Source organism: Bacillus sp. Nf3 (assembly GCF_003028545.1).
Taxonomy (GTDB): Bacteria; Bacillota; Bacilli; order Bacillales; family Bacillaceae; genus Bacillus; species Bacillus safensis.
This window is the reverse complement of record NZ_PYUA01000001.1, coordinates 170,589-194,255: the sequence shown is the minus strand read 5'-3', so window position 1 is coordinate 194,255 and position 23,667 is coordinate 170,589. Positions and strand designations below refer to the sequence as shown.

The following is a 23,667-nucleotide window of genomic DNA, read 5'->3' as shown; positions in this document are numbered from 1 at the left end:
CCTTCTCTTGATATCATCTGAAAAACGAAACACCCTCTATGGAAAGAGAGTGCACGTCGCTTATTTTGTATAATGCTTCTTCAAGGTCTTCATCCAATCTTCCTCAAAAGCAGTCGATGAACCGAATCCCTTCACTTCGTCTGCAAGATTGACCATGTTAATGGCTTTTCCTGCTTGTTGAAGCTGCTTTTGCGAGATGAGAGAGGCCTCAAGGTCATAGGAAGATGGTGTTTTCTCACCAGCTATTTTCTTCGCAAGAATCCTCACGTCGACTGCGCCGATGAGCTTCGGATCAACCGCTGCTGTGTACTTCCATGGACTGTCCTTCGCTGTCATTTCTTGAAGATCAGCATTTGACACATCAATCCCATAAATCTTCACTTCTGTTCTTCCCGCTTCCTTTAACGCTCTTGCTGCCCCAATGGCAAAGGCATCCCATGTGGCAAAAATAGCGTCCAGTTTGCCCTTTGGATACTTATTCAGCATGGCTGCTACTGCATTTTGCGTTTGAACAGACGTATCAGAAGAGGCTACACCAAAGCGGTCAAGCTCCTTGATCCCTGAATGTTGTTTAAGCGTTTCTTGATAGACCTTGTTTCGTCTCACCATTGGCGGGAATCCATCTACCCACAGGTACGCAATATTTGCTTTTCCTTTAAAATCAGACACGAGCGCGTCTAATGATTTTTTCGCTAATTGTTCGTCATCTTGAGACGTCACTGTGACCCCTTTGATGTCCTTTAGCTTAGGATTCGAATCAAACGCTACAACCGGAATGCCTTTCGCTGTGATCTTTTTCACATCAGCGACTGTCGCCTCGTCGTCCCCGTGAGAGATGATAAAGCCATCATAATTTTCTTCCAGCGCCTGAGAGATGGCATCATGGAATTTTGCTGTATCACCATTTGCGGTGTAGACATCTACCGTAAAGCCGAGTGCTTCACCTTCTGCCTTCGTTCCAGCTAAAAATTGAGCTGTATGATCGTCTCCTCCAATTTTGCGGATCACTTTAATTTTTGCCCCCTGTCCCTTTGCAAATCGCTTCGGTACATTGTCAAAAGAGACTTTTTCGTTTGCATTTGCCTTTGAGCCTGCACTTGATCCAGTGCCGCAGCCAGATAATAGGACGGTTAATGCCGTTAATAAGACAAGAAATGATGTAAAATGCTTACGCTTCATTGCTGTTCCTCCTCAAGTTGTTTTAAATTTTTCACATCGGAAAACTAGGTAAAAAAGTGGAAATACGCCTGTCAAACAGGCATTTGATTCGAAAAAGAGACGAAAAAAAGCCTCTCTTGGAAAGAGAGGCTTGATCACCGTTGCATGAAACATGTATCGGGAAGTCTTCCTCTCTTATCTGTCAAAGCTGTAACAGCTTTGCAGGAATTAGCACCAATTTCTACAATAGAAACGGTTGCTGGGCGTCATAGGGCCAGTCCCTCTGCCTCTCTTGATAAGAGATCCGTTATGAAATTTGTTTTCGTTGAAATGTCTTCTTTACTTTAATGTGATGTCACATCAATGTCAATGACTTTTTTGAAAATTTCTAAAATATCATCAACTTCCGATAATTTTCTTAGCAGGTGATGATTTCTTCAGACGGAAATCATATTTTTTCTCATTCACAAATTGTGGGTTGAGATGGGCTGATCCTTTATCTTGACCGCTTTTAGAGAGATAGGTTTTGTAGCCTTCCATCCATTTCCCGCGCCAAATCCACTGTGATGCTTTCGCACCTTTGCGGTCATCATAAACGTTCTTCTGGAAGGTATTCTTTTGGTTCACTTGATAAAGATTCACGACTAAGTAATGCGAGGCGCTAGCCGTCATGATATTATTCGTGATTCGATTGTTCACCGCTTGATACTGCATTAGCAATTGGCCGCCTTCTAAGCCGGCTGTGTCATTTTTGTACAAAATATTATGTGAAATCGTCGTATTGGTTGTACCGCCACGCTTCTTATCATAGCCGCCAATAGAAATGCCTGTATAACGGTTTAAATATACTTGATTGTGTTCGATGCGGATGCGATCTGCCATTTTTCCTTTATGTTCGCTTGTGACTTCAATCCCCAGGTCATTGTGATGTGAGATGTTATGATCGATCACAATGTCTTTGCCGCCATCAACATAAATTCCGCCAGCGGAGATGTCGGTGCCGTAGGCTGGATTCCCTGCACTCGTAATCTCATATACTTTGTTTCTAGAGACGACACCATTTCTAACTTGATCATACTTTTTAGAGGGTGCTACGTTCTCGAAACCAATTAAATCAATGCCAATATTGTCAGTGTGCCGGACCGTGTTATGTGTCACACGGAACTTTTTGACGTTTCCATTTAGCACAAGCGCTTCGCTGAAGCCCAGTTTTAATTTTTCAACGGTATTTCCTTTGATTTCAATATCTTCAATCGCTGCAGGAGCTTTTGTCCCATAGACAGCAATTCCATGTGCATTTCCATTTTCATGTTTCGTCTGAATGTCATACACTCGGTTATTGAGCAATTTAACGCCTTTACCGCTTCCTTTGATGAAAATACCAACTGGTGTTAAATCTTCTTTATTCGTCTTAAGATGTCCTACAGTCAGGCCTTTGAGGGTGATGTAGCTCTTTTGATCGACCGTGACAAGACCGCCATCGGCTTGATTTCCTTTAAGGGATGCCCCGCTAATCACAGGTTTTTCTTTTCCGTAAGCTTGAAAGACAACGGGTGCTTTCTTTGTTCCGGAATGGCGGACAATCAATTTCTCTTTGTATGTACCGCCTCTCATATAAATGGTTGTCCCAGCCTTCGCCATACTTGCTGCTTTTTTCAGCGTGCGGAAAGGTTTTTGCTTTGTTCCCGGGTTTTTGTCGTTTCCGTTTACCGCTACGTAATAAGCTGTGCTTTGCTTAGCACCAGCTTCCTCTGTCATCGCCTGACAGCCAAAGCTGATCATGGACATGAATACAATGAGTAAAATGCTCGGTATCGCTCGTTTCATCTTGTTGTTTGCTCCTTTCCCTTCTCTTCTTCCTTTATCGGTTAAAAAAAAGAGGATTAAAATATGACAATGTCCCTTGCAATGTACTAGTCAAAAGGTGTATGGTTGAAAGAATATCTTACAGGAAAACCATTCGTTTTTAAATTGTCAGATTAATCAGTTAATAATGTATTTGGATTTTATTTCTTTTTTAAAAAGGGGGGATATGAGCCAAACTGACAGCAGAGAGAAGGAAAGCGCTTTAACAGATTTTTCTTGTCTGAATTCCAGAAAACCTATTGCTAATATTTTGTGAAGGTATAGAATAGAATCATAATTATTTCATATTATTAGAATTTTCAAATAATCAAACAGCAAGGAGATTTACAATGCCAAAACAACCCATCCGCGTTGAACTTAGTTCAACAAAAAAACCAAAACCTCAATCTGATCAACTTGAATTCGGAAAAATCTTCACAGATCACATGTTTGTGATGGATTATTCAATTGATAAAGGCTGGTATGATCCAAGAATCATTCCTTATCAGGCTATTCCAATGGACCCAGCTTCGATGGTCTACCATTATGGTCAATCTGTTTTTGAAGGCTTAAAGGCTTATGTTTCTGAGGATCAAAAAATTCTCTTATTCCGTCCGGAAAAGAACATGGAACGCTTAAACAGATCCAATGACCGCCTGTGTATTCCGCAAATTGATTCAGAAACAGTATTAGAGGGCTTAAATGAACTCATTCGCATTGATAAGGATTGGGTACCTGATGCAGAGGGCACTTCCTTGTATATTCGTCCATTCATTATTTCCACTGAGCCGTATTTAGGCGTTGCACCGTCTAGCACGTATAAGCTGATCATTATCTTATCTCCAGTGGGATCATACTATAAAGAAGGCATTCATCCGGTCAAAATTGCTGTTGAAAATGAGTTTGTCCGTGCCGTTAAGGGTGGAACAGGAAATGCCAAAACAGCTGGAAACTATGCATCAAGCCTTAAAGCACAGCAAGTGGCTGAAACGAAAGGATTTTCACAAGTTCTTTGGCTTGATGGGGTCGAGAAAAAATACATTGAAGAAGTCGGCAGCATGAATATCTTCTTTAAAATCAACGGAGAAATCGTGACGCCTGAATTGAACGGCAGCATTTTAGAAGGCATCACACGTAACTCTGTACTTGAGCTGTTAAAGCATTGGGGAATTCCAGTCACAGAGCGCAAAATTTCAATTGATGAGTTAATTGAAGCACATCAATCTGGCGAGCTTGAAGAAATCTTTGGGACTGGAACGGCAGCCGTGATCTCTCCTGTCGGGGAATTAATTTATCATGATCAGCCATATGTGATCCAAAATGGTCAAACAGGCGAAGTATCCAAGAAATTGTATGAAGCCATTACTGGCATCCAAAAAGGAACACAGCCAGACATCTTCGGCTGGACAGTTGAAGTTGACTCGGTCGTCAAGCAAGCATAATCATGTAAAAGAACCTTTCATTCACGAAGGGTTCTTTTTTGTTTATTAACCTCTCCAATATACCTTATAATGGTAATAAATTAAGGAGGGATGGTATGTTTTTTACTTATCTATTAGCGTTCATTGGGATCTGTATCGGATTGATGATCGTCGCTACTGGTTTCGACGATTCACCGTTCCTCACCCGATTTCTATTTAAGGCGTTTGGGATTTCTATCCTTGCTCTTTCCATCTCTTTTGTAAAGGTTAGACGAAAGAAGTTACAGAAACAAAAAGCGAAAAAGACTTAGTTGACTCGTCTCCTTGCCATCAAATCGTGCACCAAAACAAGACCGATACCGCAACAATTGCCCCGACGTATATCCACTGTTTCCCCTTGATGCTCCGCTTTCTTTCGATCAGTAAAAAAATCTCTGGCAAAAAGATGATCATGATTTCTAGGATAAAGACAAGATAGTAAACAAGCGGCATCGGCTGGAAATCAAACTTTCTTGCATCTCCTCCAATCGTTGCGAAATACATCAATAGATTGGTCACTGGAATGGTGAAACAAACAAGCAGACGGAGAACATAGATCCACACATAGCCCTTATGCCGAATGAGACCAACAAATGAAGCAATAAGGCCATACAAAAACAAGATCACTGTGCCATAACTCATGATAGGCTGTACGACAAACCCGTAAAGCATTAAACCAATTGCAACCATATTCCAACAGTCCTTTCTTTGAAGCCATACATGCTGTTTTTTCTATCATACACTTCTTTCTCCAGTTTCCATATGAAGAAATCATAAAAAATGACCCCATAAAAGGGGTCACTCATTATGTGTTAAGCATTGACTGATTTGAAGAATTGCGGTAAATATTCACGATGCGCTTCAAGCATTTCATCTAAAATTTGCTTTGCAATCTCGTCAGATGGGACGAGCGGGTTGATTGTCATCGCAACAAGAGCCGTCTCGTAATCTCCAGTCACAGCTGCTTCGGCTGCCACACGCTCGAATGATTTGATTTGTTGAACGAGCCCTCTGACAGCTACAGGCAGATCACCTGTCGCGATTGGCTTTGGTCCGTCCTTCGTAATGATACAGTTTACTTCAACCGCTGATTCAGCCGGAATGCTGGCAATCGCCCCTCTGTTCACTGTATTAACTGGTTGAATGTCATGCTTATCATTATAGATGGAGCTGATTAAGTTACAAGCCGCATCGCTGTAATAGGCCCCGCCTCTTTTTTCGAGCTGCGGTGGTTTAATCGACAAATCAGGATCTTTATAGAGTTCAAATAGTTCCCGCTCAACCTGCTGTACAACCTCCGCTCGTGTTCCTTTTTCTTGAGCCGCCTTTTGTTCTTCTTCCAGCATATCTTTCGTTTTATAGTAATAGCGGTGATACGGACATGGGATGACCCCTAATCCTTTCACAAAAGAAGGTTCCCAGTTTTTCGCTTCAATGTTTTTCATGGACCACTGGCTGTTTGGATTTCCTAGTTCATCAAGCACTTGATCCATAATGCTGACCCCGTCTAAATATACGTCTAATCCATAGACCATGTGATTGAGACCGGCAAACTGTACCTCAATGCGTTCTACATCCACTTCAAGCGCCTTAGCGATTCCCATTTTGATCCCAATCGGCACATTGCATAGACCGACGACTTTTTTGAGATTCGTGTAGCGTAAAACAGCTTCTGTGACCATGCCGGCTGGATTCGTAAAGTTCACAAGCCATGCGTCTGGGCAAAGCTCTTCCATATCCTTCACAATGTCTAAAATGACTGGGATGGTCCGAAGGCCTTTAAATAAACCGCCTGGTCCATTCGTCTCCTGACCGATGACGCCGTATTTAAGCGGTATTCTCTCATCCTTTGCCCGCGCTTCCAGAAGTCCTACACGAAATTGTGTCGTCACAAAATCTGCGTCCTTCAAGGCTTCCCGGCGGTCAAGAGTCAGGTGTACCTCAATCGGCAGACCTGCTTTTTCGACCATACGTTTCGCCAGAGCGCCCACGATGTTTAACTTTTCCTGACCCGCTTCAATATCCACAAGCCATAATTCCTTTACAGGCAATTCATGATATCGTTTAATAAACCCTTCGACGAGCTCAGGCGTATAGCTCGATCCACCGCCTATTGTGACAATTTTGATTCCTTCTTTCATGAATTGACACCTCCGAGTTGCTTCATTTTTTCATGGAGCTCAATGATTTCTGCTGCGAGCTCCTTAACGGTCATTGCGTTCATGAGATGATCCTGCGCATGAATCATTAGGAGGCTAATATCCGTCTTTTCGCCCCTGATTTCTCCTTGGATCAGCTCTGTCTGTGCGTGATGCGCCTCATTTAACGCGTCTTGTGCTTCCTGCATTTTTTGCTTCGCCTCATCAAAATTACCTTGCTTTGCACACGTAATGGCTTCCATCGCTGAGCTTCTGCCATTTCCGCCGTGCAGGATGAGTTGAAACACAATTTGTTCCATTTCCATCGGCCGCATCCCCCTTGTTCCCTCTATTACATGCTGACGACATTTTCATCAGTTGATGCTTTTGTTTCTAGCTCACTTTCTTCTTTCAATTTCTGCTTATCCCACATTCTAAAGAATGGGTAGTATAGAGCAAATGACAACGCAAGGTTAATCAGCTGCATGACAGCACCAGAGATTTTACCTCCTGTGGCGAGGTAGCCTGAAATGATTGGCGGCATAGTCCATGGGACAGCAATCCCTGCCGGTTTTGCCACAAGGCCTGTGCTCATTCCGATATATGTGGTGATGATCATCATGATTGGCGTAAGGATAAACGGAATGAGAAGCATTGGGTTCATCACAATCGGCATTCCAAAAATGATCGGTTCGTTGATGTTAAAGATGGCTGGCCCAATGGCAAGGCGGCCAAGCTGTTTCATTTGTTTACTTCTGGCACGTAAGATCATGGTCAGCACCAAAGCAAGCGTTGCACCGCTTCCGCCGACGTTGATGAAGATTTCAAAGAACTGTGCTGTGAAAATATTCGGCAGCACTTCTCCTGCTTGGAATGCAAGACGGTTCTCATCCATTGCACCGAGCCAAATTGGCCCCATGACGCCCCCGACAATAGTTGCTCCGTGAATACCACATGCCCATAGGAGCATTTGCACACCCATCGCAACGATACTGCCGCCTAAGCTACCACCAAGAATGGAAAGCGGTGTGCCAATTAAGACCGTGATGATATTATGAATACTCTCAAAAGGTGTCATCTCAATCACAAGTCTAGCGACCCAGATCAGCGTGATGACCACAAAACCTGGAATAAGTGCAATAAACGATTTACTGACTGCTGGCGGTACACCATCAGGCATTTTGATGACGATGTTCCGCTGTACAATAAAGCGGTAAATTTCGGTTGAAAGCATGGCAATAATCATGGCAACGAATAAGCCTTTACTGCCCATCAGTGTGACAGGAATGCCTCCGCCCACTAGGATAGCTTCTGTTGAGCCTTCAGGTGTGAAAGGTACTTGATATGGAGTAGCCAACAGGAAAGCCGCAACAGCGATCGCACCAGATGATAGTGCATCAACGGCATACTTTTCAGCTAGCCTGTAAGCAATCCCGAAGGTCGCAACAAGTGCCATAATGTCAAAGGTTGCATTAACAGGATAGGATAGTTTCGTGGCCCATTCTGCTCCGAAGATACTTGCCATAAAATCGCTGTATCCTGGGATCGGAAGGTTGGCTAAAATGAGGAACAGTGAACCGACAATAATGAGAGGCATGGTTAAAACAATTCCGTCACGCAATGCTTGTAAATGTCTTTGAGCGGCAATCTTCCCTGCAAACGGCATGACCTTCTCTTCTAGAAATCGGTTGAATCCATTCATCCCCTCCGCCCCCTTTATCCGTTCACTAGCTGTTCAGCAGATTTTAAAACCTCGGCGCCATTACATACGCCATAATGCACGGTATTAATTACGTCTACTGGTATTCCTTTTTCTTCTCCAAGCTTTTTCATTTGCGGTAATAAATATCGAACCTGAGGTCCTAATAAAAGCACATCGGCTTGATCAATATGATTTTTCGCAGAATCTCCAGATACTGCCCAAATACGATAATCTTTTCCTTGTTCTTGTGCGCTTTTCTCCATTTTTGTGACAAGTAAGCTTGTGGACATACCTGCTGCGCAAACCAATAAGATATTCATGTGTAAACGCCCCCTTTTCAAAGTGTGAAGCTATTCTTTACACATTCATCATATTATGAAACCGCTTTCATAAACACCCATACTTTTTCCTTTAGGAAGCGGAAAAAGTTAATATCACACAGTTAGTTCTTGTACGAAGGAGCCTTTTTATACATGATATCAAGCATGTCTTCAAATGTATCACAGGCGATCAGGTGCTGAATGAATTTCACATTATGCACAAGCTCCCCCAGCAGGCGGTACATGCCTTTTAAATCTTTGGCATTCTCTTTTTCGACACAAAGCAGACAGACAAATTGAACCTTTTTCTCTCCCCAAATGATTGGTTTTTCTAATGTACATATCGCCCAAAACGTCTCATCTGTCAGCGGCGTCATCGGGTGCGGAATCGCCGTATAATGTCCAAAAGAGGTAGGAGCAGCCTCTTCTCTTTCCATGACAGATGGTGTGAGCTCAGCTGGCGCTAATCCCATATCGATGACTTTTTGCGTTAAAAAGGTGATGACCTCTTCCTTTGTGTGAAAGGCGCGCTTTGTAAAAACCAATTCCTTTTTCATATATTGCGAGGCCAATGTCACCCTTGTTTCACTCGTCAGGGCTTCTTCAATTTTTAAAAAATCGCCGCCTCCCAAAATGGTGTTCACTTGAATGACTGGAACCGGTAATTCCATATGAATTGGAATCGTTGTAATAATCAAATCCAGGGCATGTAAAGAGACATGTGGAAGTGAATATAGCTCTGCTGTTCCTAAAATGGTCAGCTTTGACCCAAATTGTGACCGCAAACGATCCTGCAGCAGCCTTGCACTCCCTGCACCAGACGCACAGACAATGAGACACCGCTTCGGCGGGATCTCCATTTTCCTCCGCTCTAAAGCCGCACCAAAATGAAGCGCCATATATCCGATTTCGTTCTCATGAATACTCAGCCCCTCCTCTTCTTCAAGGACCCTGCTGGCGATAATCCCCGCTTCAAAGGCAAGTGGATACCCGGCTTTTATTTCATCAAGCATCGGATTTCTTAAGTTCATTCCATATTTACATCGGTTGATGGCAGGCTTTAAGTGCAGACTCAATCCAATCATTAGTTCCGTATCGCCGGCTAAATCAAGCTGCAATTTTTGATCAATGGCCTTCAGCATGAACTGTACAAGCCGGCTCGTGTCATCATCGACAATTTGTTTTTGACCGCTCGAGGAAAAGGACTGTACCATTTTGGCTGTTCCTAGTAAATGAATGGTGATATAGACGATTTCCTCTTGTGGAAATGAGACACCCAGCAGCCTTTCAAGACGCTCCACCATTTTTTTAGCGACCCTGTATTCCTTTGCCCGCGGAATTTCGCTGATTTCCTCTGGAAGAACAGATACATAGTTTCCGTGTCTAATTCGTTTGCAGGCAATAGCAACATGAACAATTAAATTATTCATGCAAATGTCTGATAGATTCATGCCTTCCTCATTGATATAATCGATCATTGTTTTCTGAATCAATTCGAGTTCTTGCTTTGGCAAAATGGTGACCGCTGTGTTCAGCATCGTTTGATAAGAACGACGTTCATTGAATAAATATTCTGACATGCAATAACGAATTTTCATCTCTGATCCCTTGATCCGACAGCCTTTGCTCGGCTTCGCTTCCAGCTTCAGATCAAAGGGCTCCAGCTTACGTTTGACCGATTTCACATCGTTGCTCATCGTCGATTTACTAATAAACAGCTGCTCCTGTAAATCCTCCAGCTTCACATAGGATTCTGCCAAAAGAAGCCTTTTTAAAATAAACCGAACTCGCTCCTCTGGCAGCACAGCAAGCGGCTCTTCCTGCTCAACCTCCTCCTTCATAAAACGGCGAAAGGCATTCTCATCGTTGATCAACAGCTCATAGCCAGCTCCTCTTACAGCTGTTACAGCTGCTTGATAAGGGGCAAGACGGTCGTTCAGTTCCTTTATGTCTGTACGAATGGTGCGGCTTGTCACTTGTAAACTGGCAGATAGTGCAGCGCTTGTGAGCGGGGTCTCAGCTGCCATGAGCTGACTTAAGATGTGCGCCAGTCTTTTACTCAGCATCAGATCGGCCTCCTTATGTAGGGTGGAGAATCTGCCTTGTCTGGACAGGTTGTAAACGCTTGCAGTTCTCTTCATTACTCATATTCTACTGAAAAGAAATAAAAATTGCCATCTCATTTATATGACAAATGCCCCTATTTATACAACTAACCATATCTAATGTCCTATGAATCTTTTTGAAAGATACTTGCGAACCACGAAAAAAAGGCGTACACCATCGTGTATCCGCCTTCTTTATGAAGAGATCATCTGGGTAAAGACAACCAATCTTTTTTCATGCGTGCCTGCAGCATGATCAAATGTCCCTGTACAAGTGATTAAATTGAGATTCCGTGTAAAGGCGTATCCAAAAAACGCATTAGGCTTCTCTTCACGCGGATAGCTTCTAACTTTTATGACTTCAAAGCTTCGCTTTTTTCCCGATGAGGACGTGACGATCACCTTGTCTCCCTTTTTCAGCTCCTTTAATCGATAAAAAACCGATGGCCCCCATTTATTATCTACATGGCCATTCATGACGGCATTCCCTTTATCTCCTGGTTTTGGACCATCTTTAAACCAAGCTGTGTTGTCTGTATCCCGAGGGACACCCATACTGCCATCCTTTAATAAAGCTGTTTTCTCCACTTTTGCTTTGACATCAATAGCGGGAATGGCGATTTCAGTTGGTACTATACCAGATGGCTCGTCTTTAAATGTTTCGTGTGAGTGGTTCTGTTTCTCAGCTTGATGTGTGGTCATTTCCTTAGAAGCTGATATGTTTTTTGAGGATGACGATTCATCCATTGACTGTGATGAACAGCCTGTGATGATGAGAAATGAAAATATGCTGAGCAGCCAATTCTTCATCTAAGCCGGCCTCCTTTTGAAGAAAGGAACGGCACGATTGTGCACGTTCCCGTCTGTCTTTATGAGTTAGAATTTGATGCCTTACGGCGATTAAGGAAGAATGCACCTGCCACGCCGCCTGCGAGGATCAAACTTGCGATCATTCCCACAAATGCTTCATAGGACATGCCTAAAGGACCGGCTGTGCCCCCCATACCTGTTTTCGGCATTTCATTAGGCATGTTCGATTTGAACAGCTCAGGATGCTGATCAACAATTGCTGCTGTGACATCTTGACCAACCATGAACATATGACCATAAGCCTCTCTCACTGTCGGGTAAAGCTGATCATATTCACCATTATGATAAGACGTATATGTTTTGATCAGCTCATCAATATGTGTTTTCAAACCAGCTTCTAAATCAGCTGCCTTCAAACGTCCATCTGTCGCTTGATCTAGGAATTTCGCTTGCTTCATTCGATACGCATCTAAATCTTTGACAGCCTTTTCTTTTGCTTGATGATCCCCTGATGCATCCGCTTTGACATAATCAACTAAGTAACCGATATGGCTTGACCAAATGTCTTTGAATTGTTTGCCTGCATCCTTACCATAAACAGATGCAATTGCAGCAGATAAATCATTTGTGTTTTCATTTAAAGCCGCTGCTGCTTGCTGAAAGTCCTTACTGCCATCATTTCCTTTTTGCATGGCAACTACTGCGAGTGCCAAATGCTCTGAAAACAAGTAGTTTAAATCTTCACGAAGATCCGCTGCTGGTGTATCCACTGACTTTTGATCAAATTTCCCAGGAAATTGATCTGTGATGGCCCATGACACGCCTTTTCCTACCTCAAACATATGATGAATGGATTTTCTCACCGTTTCATAGGTCGTATCAAAATCCTTTTCATTATAGCTGTCAAACGCTTTTAGCAGTTCGTTCACATGCATCTTCAAGCCTTCTTCAAGCTCACTTGCTTTCAGTCTGCCGTCTGTTGCTTGATCGAGCATATCGGCTTGTTTCATTCGATATTGGTCAAGCTGCTTGATCGCTTTCTTTTTACCTGCATCATCTTTTTTCGCTGTGGCTTGTACATAGTCAACAAAGTAGCCGATATGACTTGACCAAATGTCTTTGAATTGTTTGCCTGCTTTTTTACCATACACAGAGGCTATTGCATCTGATAAGTCATTCGTGTTGTCATTTAAAGCCGCCGCTGCTTGATCGAAGTCTTTACTGCCGTCAATTCCTTTTTGCATCGTGATCACCGCTAAATAGGCATGCTCTGAAAACAGCTGATCTAGTGCTGCTCGAAGATCTGTTGCTTTATTTGAAACCTCTTGTGACGAAGACGTCTTCTTCGCCTCCCCATGCATATGTCCTTCGTGTGCACTTGCGCTATGAGCCGCTGGGAATAGTAACGCTGCGCTCAGTGGAATGGTTAACATTGCTTTCTTCATGTTCATCTTTTATTTCCTCCTCTTTCCGTTTGTTATGTACTTAACGGAGAGAGGGATGAAATGGATCATTCGATTCTATTATTTTTTTTACAACACAGGATCTGTATGTTTGCATAAAAAAAAGCCGGATTATCCGGCTGATACGTTACGACGTTTAGATGCTTTTCGCTCTTTATATATTTTCCTCACCACTGGATAAATCACAGGTGCCCATTTGACAATTTGTTTCAGCCATTTTTTCATTTCTCCCGCGCCTCCTTATTGTCATTCTTAAAGGACGATTCCCCATCTTGTCATGAAATAAACAGGTGCGGGAGAGCAGGAGTTAAATCACGCCTTGTGCGATCATGGCATCTGCCACCTTACGAAATCCTGCAATATTTGCTCCAACCATGATGTTCCCTGAGTGTCCATATTCGTCCGCTGTCTCTGTACACTGACGATAAATAGACTGCATCATTTGTTTCAGCTGATCATCTACTTCTTCAAATGTCCAAGACATTCTTGCACTGTTTTGCGCCATTTCCAGTGCTGAGACACCTACTCCGCCAGCATTCGCTGCTTTTGCTGGCGCAAACAAAATACGATTCTCTTCAAATACTTTGACTGCCTTAAGAGTGGACGGCATATTGGCTCCTTCTCCAACAGCGATGACACCATTTGCCACAAGCTGCTGTGCATGCGCCTCTGATATTTCATTTTGTGTTGCACATGGCAGCGCAATATCACAAGGAACGGACCAAATTTGTTCGCAATCTTCAATTAATTCAGCATGCGGGTGAATGTCTATGTATGCCCCAATCCGCTGATTCTCGACTTCCTTCAACTGTTTGATGGTCTCCAGTGAAATCCCTTGAGGATCATAAATCGCTCCGCTTGAATCACTGCAAGCCACAACCTTACCGCCTAATTCCATTACTTTTTCCATTGCATAAATAGACACATTTCCTGAGCCTGACACAACAACTGAACGCCCTTCAAATTGGAGCCCATGTGCTTTCAGCATTTCCTCCATGAAGTACACCAGTCCGTAGCCTGTCGCCTCTTTTCTCGCTAAGCTACCTCCGAACCCAGGGCTTTTCCCCGTGAGTACACCCGCTTCATAAGCACCGCGCATTTTCTTATACTGTCCGAACATATAGCCAATTTCGCGTGCTCCTACACCAATATCACCTGCTGGCACATCTTGATCAGGTCCGATATATCGGCCGAGTTCACTCATAAAGCTTTGAACGAAACGCATGATTTCTCCATCAGACTTGCCTTTAGGGTCAAAATCCGATCCTCCTTTCCCTCCGCCGATCGGCATACCAGTCAGAGCGTTTTTAAAGATTTGTTCAAACCCTAAAAACTTGATAATGCTTGCATTGACGGTTGGATGGAAACGAATGCCTCCTTTATAAGGACCGATGGCACTATTGAATTGAACCCTAAACCCTCGATTGACTTGTACTTTGCCCTCATCGTCTACCCATGGCACTCGAAATACCACAAGCCGCTCAGGCTCAATGAGCCGTTCTAAAATGCCCTGTTTTTCATACTCTGGATGCTTCGCAAAAACTGGGACGAGTGATTCCAGAATTTCTTTTACCGCTTGCTGGAATTCCTCCTCGCCGGGATTTCGTTTTTCCACCTCTTCTAACACACGGTGGATGTAGCTTTGTGCTGTTTGTGCTGCTCGATCTAAGGTCAACATGTCGCATCTGCCTCCTTGTAGATATCTCCACACTTTTAATTGTTAGATTTTCTAACGCATATTGAGATTAATTTAACACCAATTGTAAAATCTGATCAATATTGATAACAGATGAAAATGATGCCGAATTGAGATAGATCAAGCAGCCTCAGCATTTAACTTTAAAAATAAGCGCTCAAGGAATGACTAATGTGCTAGAAACGAACAAGCGGATGTTTCTCGTCCCGTTTTCTTTGACAAATACATGAATCATGATGAATTTCTAGCTTGTTTTCCAACGAAAAAAGGGTCAAAAGTTTGATCGGATGCACTCAATCTTTTCGAAGCTTCTCGCCTCTTTTTCGATCAGGTAGCACGACACAAAGCCAATATAAAATAGAAGACGATGGAAAGTTAATGAGACCGACAATACCCCAGAACCACTTGTAACGCCCTCTTTTCTTTGCATCCATAAATAAAAGAAAGCCCTGTGTAAACAATAACGGCAAGACGCACAATAAGATGATCATTTCCGTCTGACTCATAAGGAAGACCCTCCTTTGATATGTTGATATTCCTTGTAGCCAACAATAAAGCAGATGGGTATGCTCACTATTTGGAGAAGAATGAAGATGATAGGCAAATGGGTAATGGCAGCTGCAAAGAGTGCCAGAATGGTCAAACTGATCAAAACGTATGCCAGCACTTCTTGTTTAAAACGCCTTTTCTCTTGTTCCTTCGCCTGTTTCAACATCATCATGACAGCCTGCTCACTTGGCTTTTCCACTTCAATTTGTTCATCTAGCTGCTGCAGCTCTTCTTTTAAACGTTCGGTCAAACGATCTTCCTTCATACATCCCACTCCTTTCGAATTTTCTTTAATCCATGATGAACCCTCGATTTCACAGTGCCTTCTCTCATTCCGAGCATTGAAGCGATTTCTGGGTAGGTAAAGCCATAATAATAGTGCAGAATAATTGGTGCTCGCTCCTGAGCCTTTAATTCATTTAAAGCATCCCACATGTCATGCCATGTGTTCCCCTTTTGCTGAACGTCCCATTTGAAACGGCGTATGGCCTCCTGATTCGCTTTTCCTTCTCTCATTTGTTCACGTTTTCTTTTCTTCTGGTGATCTAAAAATTGCCTAGATGCAATCGAAATGAGCCAGGTTGAAAATAAAGAATCTCCTCTAAATGAAGAAAGTTTCATATACGCTTTCAGCATCGTTTCTTGCATGATTTCCTCTGCCAGCTCTTGTTGAAGGGTCAGCTTCAGCATATATCGGTAAAGGAAGGAATAATGATGCCGATAAAGGGCTGTAAACGCAGCATCATCGCCCTGTTTTGCCCGCTGAATCAATAATGCCTCTTCTGTCTGCTCCAAACACGCCCCTCCTTCCTTTTCTTCTCTTACTCATGAGACGACACGAATGACAATACCGTTTAAAATAGACCTTATTTTTTAGCATAACTTCTATGAAACCCATTTTATATGCCATTTTTTCTTATGTAATGATTATGGCATTCCTTCTTCTCTAACAAAATGATGCGTTTTGATTTTCTAGCAAATGGAGAGCCTCCTCTCCATAATCATGATGTCATCCACATACCTATCGACAATGGTCCTTATCTCATGAAGATGAAATAAAATAATCATTGGCTTAGCTTCCTAGAAAATCATGGAATACGCTGCGCCTATCCTTAGCCGATGATACCTTTTTGCATGCTATGCTCTTCCTACATTCCGAATGAGGCGATGCTTGTGAAGGAAGGAGGATTGGGTGAATCACAGCTTATTTTGGAAACGTTTTCATTAAAACAAAATAGAGAATGGAGATGTTGACTTTGAAGAGAAAAGTTCCAATGTTAGCCGGTGTATTAGCTGTTGGTCTCGTCACTTCATTATTTGCACCAAACGGGGAGGCAAAGGCAGCAGCCAAATACCCAGAAAGCCCTTCTATTATGGCCAACTTTAATCAACAAGGCTTCTCCACATTAAATGGCGGCACAACAGGCGGTGAGGGCGGTAAAACCGTCACAGTCAAGACTGGAAATGAATTATTGGCTGCCCTCAAAAATAAAGGAACAAACGAAAAATTGAAAATTGTAGTAGACGGGACGATTACCCCTTCTAATACATCAGCCAATAAAATCGATGTGAAAGATACAAATAATGTTTCGATCGTCGGTAAAGGGACGAACGGCGAATTTAATGGGATTGGTATTAAAGTATGGCGTGCCAATAACATCATCATCCGCAACTTGAAAATCCACCACAGCAAAATCGGTGACAAAGATGCGATCGGGATCGAAGGCGGTTCTAAAAACATATGGGTCGACCATAATGAACTGTACAACACATTGAATTCTGGGAAGGATGACTACGATGGTTTATTTGATGTGAAAAATGACTCTGACTATATTACCTTCTCGTGGAACTATGTACATGACAGCTGGAAAACAATGCTCATGGGCAGCTCCGATAACGATAACTACAATCGAAAAATTACGTTCCACAACAACCGTTTTGAAAACCTGAACTCTCGTGTACCGTCTATGCGCTTCGGGGAAGGACATGTCTATAACAACTATTACAAAGGCATCTTGGCAACAGCGATTAACTCACGTATGGGCGCAAAGATGAGAATTGAACACAACGTATTTGAAAACACCAATAATGCCATTGGAAGCTGGGACAGCCGTCAAGTTGGAACATGGCATGTCATCAACAACTCTTATATTAACAGCACAGGCAGTCTGCCAACATCTTCAACAGGTACGTATAACCCTCCTTATAACTACTCTTTGCTTAACGTGAACAATGTGAAATCAGAAGTGATCTCAAATGCAGGTGTTGGTAAAGTAAACCCTTAAACCACAAAACGTTCGGGCAGAGATTTCCTGTCCGAACGTTCTTGTCATTTCATTTATATTGTAGAAAAAGGACGATCCATTTCGTACAGTTTTTGATAACGCTTGTTTTCTTTTAGTAAATCCTGATGCTGACCCTGCATCTCAATGCGTCCGGCTTCAATAAACATGATGCGGTCACACGCCTCACAGCCAGTCAGATGATGGGTTATCCAAATAACTGTTTTCCCTTTTAACACACGGAAGATGGTTTCAAGCAATTCACGCTCTGTCCGTGGATCAAGCCCGACGGTCGGTTCATCTAATACAACAACCGGCGTATCCTGCAGCAAAATCCGAGCTAATGCCATACGCTGTCTTTCTCCACCTGAAAATCGAACCCCTGTCTCCTGAACACCTGTGTGATAACCTTCTGGCAAAGACTCGATGTAATCATGCAGTTGCACTTGTCTAGCTGCTTCTTTTACCTGCTCTTCTGTCGCCTCTGGAGATCCTAAACGGATATTGTTTAAAACAGACGTATCAAATAAATAAGGCTGTTGATTGAGCACAGACACATAGGCAGACACCTTCTCTTGAATGCTTTGAACCGGTTTTCCTTGAATGCTGACAGCTCCTTGATTTGGAACGACTGCCCCTTCTAACAATTTTAAAATGGTCGATTTGCCTGCACCGCTTTTTCCTAATAGTGCGAGTGATTCCCCTTGCTTCAGAGAAAAGGACAGGTCTTGAAGTACATATTGATGCGTGTCATACCGAAAGGACACTTGATTGAAACAGACCGCTTCATCGTGAGAAAGGGTTGACTGATTCACTGCCTCGCTCTCAGTTTCTCCTTCATATGACTGCTTTTCATAATGATGTAATCTGCTGACAGCATGCTGATAGACAGGGATATCACCTGCTGCATCTGACAGCGGAAGAAAGGCTTCTGTTAATGGAAACAGCACAAGTACAAAGGCTGCAATCAGGGTGTGTGACATGGATCCTGACTGAACAACCGATCCGCTCCAATACACGACAAGCACGACAGCTCCTCCAATGATCAGCTGTACAAAAAATTGGCGCCGACGGATAAACCGGTGCTTGGCTGCTTCAAGCGCTAACAGCTGCGCTTCTTTTTGTTCATAACCATCAACAAAATCTTTCTGCCTGCCGCTGAACAACCAGTCACTAACGCCCATGACTGCATCTGTTAAATGGCTGTACAGTTCATTTCTGCCTTTTTTCATTTGAATTTGTCTTGCCCGGTTCACAAGCACTGTGACGTATGGGAAAACGAATACGAGGAGTGCCATATAAAGCAGCATCAGTCCAGCAAAAGGCCATGAGAAAAGGCCAAGTGCTCCAATGGATGCGGCATATAAAAGCAGTGCACCGATGGATGGAAAGATGGTTTTTAAATAGGCATCCTGCAGTCTCTCTACATCATCTGACAAGAGACCAAGCATTTCACCTGTCCCCAGCTTTGTCTGTTTGGCACTTCGTTCAGCCATGTCATACAGACGCACACGCATTTTTTCAATCATTGTCAAAATGAGTTGATGGCTCGCCAGCCTTTCTGCATAGCGGGCAGCAGAGCGCGAAATACCAAAGGTACGTACAGCCACGATTGGGACGTAGACCATGAGTATATTCTCAGGTCTTGTCGCGGCTTTTGAAATGAGAAAGCCCGACGTGTACATCAGCATAGAAGCAGAGAATACTGCAATGGCTCCTAAAAATAAAACCAAGGCAAACAGCTTTCGATTCTCCTTGATATAAGGTATAAACCAGCCTTTACTGATCATGTGTGACCGCCCCCATTTGCTCCTGTACCAATTGATAATACACGCCTTTTCTTTGCATTAATGATTCATGTGTCCCCATTTCTGCGACAGTTCCTTGATCCATGACAATGATTTCATCCATGTCCGGCATCCAATGGAGTCTGTGTGTCGCTAAGAACACAAGTTTATGTTCAAACAGTGGAAGCATTGTTTTTTTCAATTCATACTCTGTTTCAATATCGAGATGCGCCGTTGGTTCATCTAACAGCATAATCGACCGCTGGCCCAGCACAGTTCGAGCAAGGGCAATTCTTTGCACCTGTCCGCCGCTTAGCCCTCTTCCCTGTTCTCCAATGACCTCATCCAGGCCATTTGGCAGCTGTGTGACAAGCTGAGTTAAACCAGCCTCATGCACAGCTCTTTCCACTTCTTCATCTGTTGCATTCGGTTCATAAAAACGAATGTTTTCTCTTAATGTCATGTGAAATAAATAGGGGTGCTGCGGCATATAGACAACTTCCTTTTGCCATTCCTTCATCTGTAAATGAACAAGCGGCTGGCCGTTTAGCGTGATTTCACCCGAAGACGGTTCAACAAAGCCGCCAAGGACATCGGTTAACGTCGATTTCCCTGAACCACTGGCACCAATAATGCCGATTTTTTTCTTCCCTTTGACAGTGAGATCTACATCCTGAATGGAATAAGGGGCATGTTCATCATGCTGGACACAAACATCTTGCAGCGTGAGCACGGATTGTTCATCCCACTTGTCCAGCTGCACAGATTGTGTCTCCTGCGTGCGAAAGCCCTTTTCTTCTAAAATGACCTGCATAGCTTCATTCGCTTCTTTTCCATTTAACGTCGCATGATAATCATTTCCTACTTCACGTACCGGCAGGAAATACTCTGGCGCCAGCATAAGCGCCGTCAAAGCCGGCAATAAGAGAAGCTCTCCTTCAATTAATCGCAAGCCAAGAAAAACAGCGACGGTCGCAATTGATAGCATGGAAAAGAAATCGAGCGCAAACGATGACAGAAAGGCGACCTTCAGTGTGCTCATGGTCGCTTTTCGATATCGCTTTGACACCTCCGCAATATTACGGGAGTGTTTTTTGCTGATACCTAAGTACCGAAGCGTCTCAAGGCCGCGGAGAGAGTCAGTAAAATGATTGGATAATTTCTCATACGATCTCCATTGTTTAGCCGCTTTACGCTGAGCAACAAGGCCTAGCAAAATCATAAAAATAATTAAAATAGGCAGCGTCACAATTAAAATGACGGCCGATGTTTCATCTAATGTCCACACATAGATAAGAACCATTGCCGGAATCACTGCCATGTTCACCATTTTCGGCAAAAACAGCTGTAAATACTGACGGTATTGAGCAATTCCTTCCATTGCTAATGTGACAAGCTTACCTGTCCCCTTTTTCTTTGCGAAGGCAGGTCCTAATCGAAAGAGTTGGTCTAGCAACTGCTTTCTGACGTCTGCTCCAATTCGGGAAGAGTACGTAAACATAACCTTCTCCCGAATCAAGGTGAGACCGTGCCGCACAAGAAAGGCAGCAAGAAACAGCAGGACATATGGCGTTGCCTGCGAGAGGCTTTTCCCGTCAAACAGCGTTGTAATGGCATGTGCCAGCCACTGTGCTTGGAAAATAATACTTGCTCCTTGGATGAGTGACACAATACCTAAGAGGGCAAGAAGCCCTCTCATTCCTTTTAGTTGAAGCAAACGTTTATCCATTAGTAGGTCATTGGCTCCTTACCGCTTACACGTTTACGGAAGACGTAATAGCTCCAAATTTGATACCCAAGCACAAAGGGCAGCAAAGAAATGGCCACAATCGTCATGACCGTCAGTGAATAAGATCCAGATGCAGCGTTTTGAATCGTGAGATCAAATGAATGGCTGATTGAACTAATCATGACGCGCGGGAACAATGCAGTGAACAGCATGGACACCGTCACCATGATGCCTGCGCCTGTGAATAAGAATGTCCAGCCATCACGTTCTTTTCTCATCAAAACAAGAGCAGCTATATAACAAGCCACAATCAGCACAGTTAACGGAATGGTGATGATCGGGCGTACGGTATAAATATCTGTTTCAATGATGGACACACCGACAAAGATGACAAGAACAGGGAGTGCAATGAGCAGGACACGCTGACCTAGTTTTCTTGCACGATCTCTTAAGTCACCCTCTGTACGAAGTGTGACGAAAATCAAGCCATGCAGCAGGCAAAGAACTGTCACAGCTACCCCGCCGATCACTGAATAAAGATTCACAAAGTCCGTAAAACCAGCGTACATGTTCATGTCTTGATCAATTGGCATCCCGCGTAAAATACTCGTGAATAATACACCTAGTAAAAATGGCGGAAGCAGACTGCCAAAGAAGATGACCCAGTCCCACACCTTGATCCAAGAGGCTTTCTCAACCTTCCCTCGGAATTCAAAGGCGACCCCGCGCCCAATGAGCGCTAAGAGGAGAACCGCAAACGGAATATAGTATCCGCTGAACATCGTGGCATACCAGTTAGGAAATGCAGCGAAAATAGCGCCGCCAGCTGTAATCAGCCAGACCTCATTCGCATCCCAGAAAGGACCAATCGTATTGATTAAAATGCGGCGCTCGTGCGCGTCCTTTCCAAGCAGCTGCATGGACATCCCGACACCAAAATCAAATCCTTCTAAGAAGAAAAATCCAACAAACAATACTGCGACAAGAATAAACCAAATCTCGTTAAGATATGCCATGATATGCGCCTCCATCAAATGGATCTGTAGACAGGTCCGTTTCATCCTTTTGATCTGTATCTTCTTCAGAATGTGCACCTTTTTTAATTTCTCGAATGAATAAGTAAGCGAGCACAATAGCAAGAATCAGATACATCGCCGTAAAGCTAATGACTGAGAATAACAGCATGCCATACGATACGTTCGGTGAAATCGATTGAGCCGTCGTCATCATGCCAAAGACGGTCCACGGCTGACGCCCGATCTCAGTCATGATCCAACCGGCTGAGTTCGCAATAAACGGGAACGCAATCATCCATACCATGAAGCGTAAATACCATTTGTTTGTTTCGAGTTTCTTTCTAAAGCTTAAGTACAAGCCAATCATACTAGCAAAAATCATCAGCATTCCTGCACCGACCATGATTCTAAAGCTCCAGAATGTTGTTTTCACTGGCGGAATATAGTCCCCGGGACCAAACTTGGCTTCATATTCTTTTTGAAGTGTCAGCATACCTGGAACGTCTCCACTGAACTTCGAATAAGCCAAATAACTTAAGGCAAACGGAATATTGATCTCCGCAGAGTTTTCTTTTTTATCTGTGTCAATGTTGGCAAATAGTGTCCAAGCCGCTGGATCTCCACTATCCTTCCAAAGGGCTTCACTTGCTGCCATTTTCATTGGCTGTGATTTCATTAAATGCTTCGCTTGATCATGTCCAGAGAACGCCACACCTAAGCCAGAAATTAAAGCGAGGACCATCGCAATCTGGAATGACTTTTTGAAAAAGGCGATTTCTTGTTTTTTAATCATTTTATAGGCACTAACTCCTGCAATAAAGAAAGCTCCTGTTGCCAGTGCACCAAACAGAACGTGCGGGAACTCAACCCAAAGCTGCGGGTTCGTCACAAGAGCGCCAAAATCATTCATTTCTGCACGGCCATTTTTAATGGCAAATCCAACTGGCTCCTGCATAAATGAGTTGGCGAGTAAAATCCAAAACGCCGAAAAGATCGTACCAAGGGAAACAAGCCAAATGCACAATAAATGAATTTTCTTCGGCAGACGATCCCAGCCGAATATCCAAAGTCCAATAAATGTAGATTCAAGGAAAAAGGCCAAAAGCGCTTCAATGGCAAGCGGTGCACCAAAGACATCACCGACAAACCTTGAATAATCTGACCAGTTCATCCCAAACTGGAATTCCTGCAGAATCCCTGTTACCACACCTACTGCAAAGTTAAGTAAGAACAGGTGACCCCAAAACTTCGCCATCTTTTTATAGATGTCTTTTTTCTTGACGACATAAAGGGTCTGCATCAATGCGACGATAAACACCAAACCTATTGACATAGGAACAAAAATAAAATGAAATAATGTCGTTGAAGCAAATTGAAATCTTGCTAAAAACAGCTCACTCACAGCCTTACATCCTCCCTTACTTTCACATGCCGAACGATTCATGCTCACCATTTCACAAAATGTTCACTATTTGTTCAATGTTTCACAAATAAAAGTCCATTTGAAATGGTTCACTCGGTGAAATTTTACTCTTGATTTTCATTCGGTTAGTTATTTATACCTGTACTTTACACCCATACGCTTCAAAAATAAAGTAAATTTTACC

22 protein-coding genes and 1 riboswitch are annotated in these 23,667 nt (G+C 43.2%); of the genes, 3 read left to right on the top strand and 19 right to left on the bottom strand.

Features of this window, described 5'->3' with window-relative positions; translation table 11 throughout:
• Nucleotides 1–60: 60 nt before the first annotated feature.
• A complete protein-coding gene (locus tag C9414_RS00920) occupies nt 61–1,179 on the bottom strand; it encodes a sugar ABC transporter substrate-binding protein (protein ID WP_041087658.1) in 1,119 nt (372 codons plus the stop codon).
• Nucleotides 1,180–1,350: 171 nt separating this feature from the next.
• A riboswitch (SAM riboswitch) is annotated at nt 1,351–1,460 on the bottom strand.
• 97 nt (nt 1,461–1,557) lie between these two features.
• On the bottom strand, nt 1,558–2,985 hold the full coding sequence (locus tag C9414_RS00915; RefSeq protein ID WP_107162864.1) for a DUF1565 domain-containing protein: 1,428 nt from the start codon (nt 2,983–2,985) through the stop codon (nt 1,558–1,560).
• 368 nt (nt 2,986–3,353) lie between these two features.
• Here C9414_RS00915 and C9414_RS00910 point away from each other — a divergent pair, with 368 nt between their 5' ends.
• Together C9414_RS00910 and C9414_RS00905 are read left to right on the top strand one after the other, a co-directional pair.
• Complete coding sequence (locus C9414_RS00910; RefSeq protein WP_039182437.1) at nt 3,354–4,445, top strand: branched-chain amino acid aminotransferase; 1,092 nt, start codon at nt 3,354–3,356, stop codon at nt 4,443–4,445.
• A 95-nt stretch (nt 4,446–4,540) separates the two neighbouring features.
• The gene (locus C9414_RS00905; protein WP_107162863.1) at nt 4,541–4,735 is read left to right on the top strand and encodes a hypothetical protein; all 195 of its coding nucleotides are present in this window, start codon (nt 4,541–4,543) and stop codon (nt 4,733–4,735) included.
• Between the two features lie 19 nt (nt 4,736–4,754).
• On the opposite strand, the gene C9414_RS00900 is transcribed toward C9414_RS00905, so the two are convergent.
• The 13 genes from C9414_RS00900 to sigY all read right to left on the bottom strand — a co-directional run bounded on the left by C9414_RS00900 (nt 4,755) and on the right by sigY (nt 16,041).
• The gene (locus C9414_RS00900; protein WP_047202963.1) at nt 4,755–5,153 is read right to left on the bottom strand and encodes a hypothetical protein; all 399 of its coding nucleotides are present in this window, start codon (nt 5,151–5,153) and stop codon (nt 4,755–4,757) included.
• Nucleotides 5,154–5,275: 122 nt separating this feature from the next.
• Nucleotides 5,276–6,604 carry a 6-phospho-beta-glucosidase gene (locus C9414_RS00895; protein ID WP_047202962.1) on the bottom strand — a complete coding sequence of 443 codons (1,329 nt, stop codon included), beginning with the start codon at nt 6,602–6,604 and terminating at the stop codon, nt 5,276–5,278.
• Nucleotides 6,601–6,927, bottom strand: a complete 327-nt coding sequence (locus C9414_RS00890) for a PTS lactose/cellobiose transporter subunit IIA (protein WP_039182451.1) — start codon at nt 6,925–6,927, stop codon at nt 6,601–6,603. The genes C9414_RS00895 and C9414_RS00890 overlap by 4 nt, the downstream gene beginning before the upstream one ends.
• Nucleotides 6,928–6,953: 26 nt before the next feature.
• Complete coding sequence (gene celB / locus C9414_RS00885) at nt 6,954–8,303, bottom strand: PTS cellobiose transporter subunit IIC (protein ID WP_024423868.1); 1,350 nt, start codon at nt 8,301–8,303, stop codon at nt 6,954–6,956.
• Between the two features lie 14 nt (nt 8,304–8,317).
• Nucleotides 8,318–8,623 carry a PTS sugar transporter subunit IIB gene (locus tag C9414_RS00880; RefSeq protein WP_003214824.1) on the bottom strand — a complete coding sequence of 102 codons (306 nt, stop codon included), beginning with the start codon at nt 8,621–8,623 and terminating at the stop codon, nt 8,318–8,320.
• A gap of 122 nt (nt 8,624–8,745) precedes the next feature.
• Entirely contained in the window at nt 8,746–10,689 is a 1,944-nt protein-coding gene (locus C9414_RS00875) for a BglG family transcription antiterminator (RefSeq protein WP_107162862.1), read from the bottom strand.
• A gap of 234 nt (nt 10,690–10,923) precedes the next feature.
• A complete protein-coding gene (locus tag C9414_RS00870) occupies nt 10,924–11,538 on the bottom strand; it encodes a class F sortase (protein WP_107162861.1) in 615 nt (204 codons plus the stop codon).
• 59 nt (nt 11,539–11,597) lie between these two features.
• Entirely contained in the window at nt 11,598–12,989 is a 1,392-nt protein-coding gene (locus C9414_RS00865; RefSeq protein ID WP_107162860.1) for a copper amine oxidase, read from the bottom strand.
• 123 nt (nt 12,990–13,112) lie between these two features.
• Complete coding sequence (locus C9414_RS20435) at nt 13,113–13,226, bottom strand: hypothetical protein (RefSeq protein WP_223250414.1); 114 nt, start codon at nt 13,224–13,226, stop codon at nt 13,113–13,115.
• Nucleotides 13,227–13,308: 82 nt separating this feature from the next.
• Entirely contained in the window at nt 13,309–14,679 is a 1,371-nt protein-coding gene (gene gdhA / locus C9414_RS00860) for an NADP-specific glutamate dehydrogenase (RefSeq protein ID WP_041087641.1), read from the bottom strand.
• A 311-nt stretch (nt 14,680–14,990) separates the two neighbouring features.
• Nucleotides 14,991–15,203 carry a transcriptional regulator gene (locus tag C9414_RS00855; protein ID WP_107162859.1) on the bottom strand — a complete coding sequence of 71 codons (213 nt, stop codon included), beginning with the start codon at nt 15,201–15,203 and terminating at the stop codon, nt 14,991–14,993.
• On the bottom strand, nt 15,200–15,511 hold the full coding sequence (locus tag C9414_RS00850) for a YxlC family protein (protein WP_047202956.1): 312 nt from the start codon (nt 15,509–15,511) through the stop codon (nt 15,200–15,202). Before C9414_RS00850 ends, C9414_RS00855 begins: the two co-directional genes overlap by 4 nt.
• Nucleotides 15,508–16,041, bottom strand: coding sequence for an RNA polymerase sigma factor SigY (gene sigY, locus C9414_RS00845; RefSeq protein ID WP_107162858.1), 534 nt, complete (start codon nt 16,039–16,041; stop codon nt 15,508–15,510). The genes C9414_RS00850 and sigY overlap by 4 nt, the downstream gene beginning before the upstream one ends.
• 479 nt (nt 16,042–16,520) lie before the next feature.
• Between sigY and C9414_RS00840 the strand changes: the two genes are divergently transcribed.
• A complete protein-coding gene (locus C9414_RS00840; RefSeq protein ID WP_414428762.1) occupies nt 16,521–17,531 on the top strand; it encodes a pectate lyase family protein in 1,011 nt (336 codons plus the stop codon).
• Nucleotides 17,532–17,584: 53 nt separating this feature from the next.
• Here the strand turns inward: C9414_RS00840 and cydC are convergent, their stop codons facing one another.
• From cydC to C9414_RS00820, 4 genes are read right to left on the bottom strand one after another with little or no spacing between them, the layout of a single operon-like run.
• Nucleotides 17,585–19,318: a thiol reductant ABC exporter subunit CydC gene (cydC, locus tag C9414_RS00835; RefSeq protein WP_107162857.1), complete on the bottom strand. Its 1,734-nt coding sequence runs from the start codon at nt 19,316–19,318 to the stop codon at nt 17,585–17,587.
• A complete protein-coding gene (cydD, locus tag C9414_RS00830; protein WP_107162856.1) occupies nt 19,308–21,044 on the bottom strand; it encodes a thiol reductant ABC exporter subunit CydD in 1,737 nt (578 codons plus the stop codon). Before cydD ends, cydC begins: the two co-directional genes overlap by 11 nt.
• Nucleotides 21,044–22,060 carry a cytochrome d ubiquinol oxidase subunit II gene (cydB, locus tag C9414_RS00825; protein ID WP_047202951.1) on the bottom strand — a complete coding sequence of 339 codons (1,017 nt, stop codon included), beginning with the start codon at nt 22,058–22,060 and terminating at the stop codon, nt 21,044–21,046. Before cydB ends, cydD begins: the two co-directional genes overlap by 1 nt.
• Nucleotides 22,047–23,462, bottom strand: coding sequence for a cytochrome ubiquinol oxidase subunit I (locus tag C9414_RS00820; protein ID WP_039182485.1), 1,416 nt, complete (start codon nt 23,460–23,462; stop codon nt 22,047–22,049). The genes cydB and C9414_RS00820 overlap by 14 nt, the downstream gene beginning before the upstream one ends.
• Nucleotides 23,463–23,667: the final 205 nt, after the last annotated feature.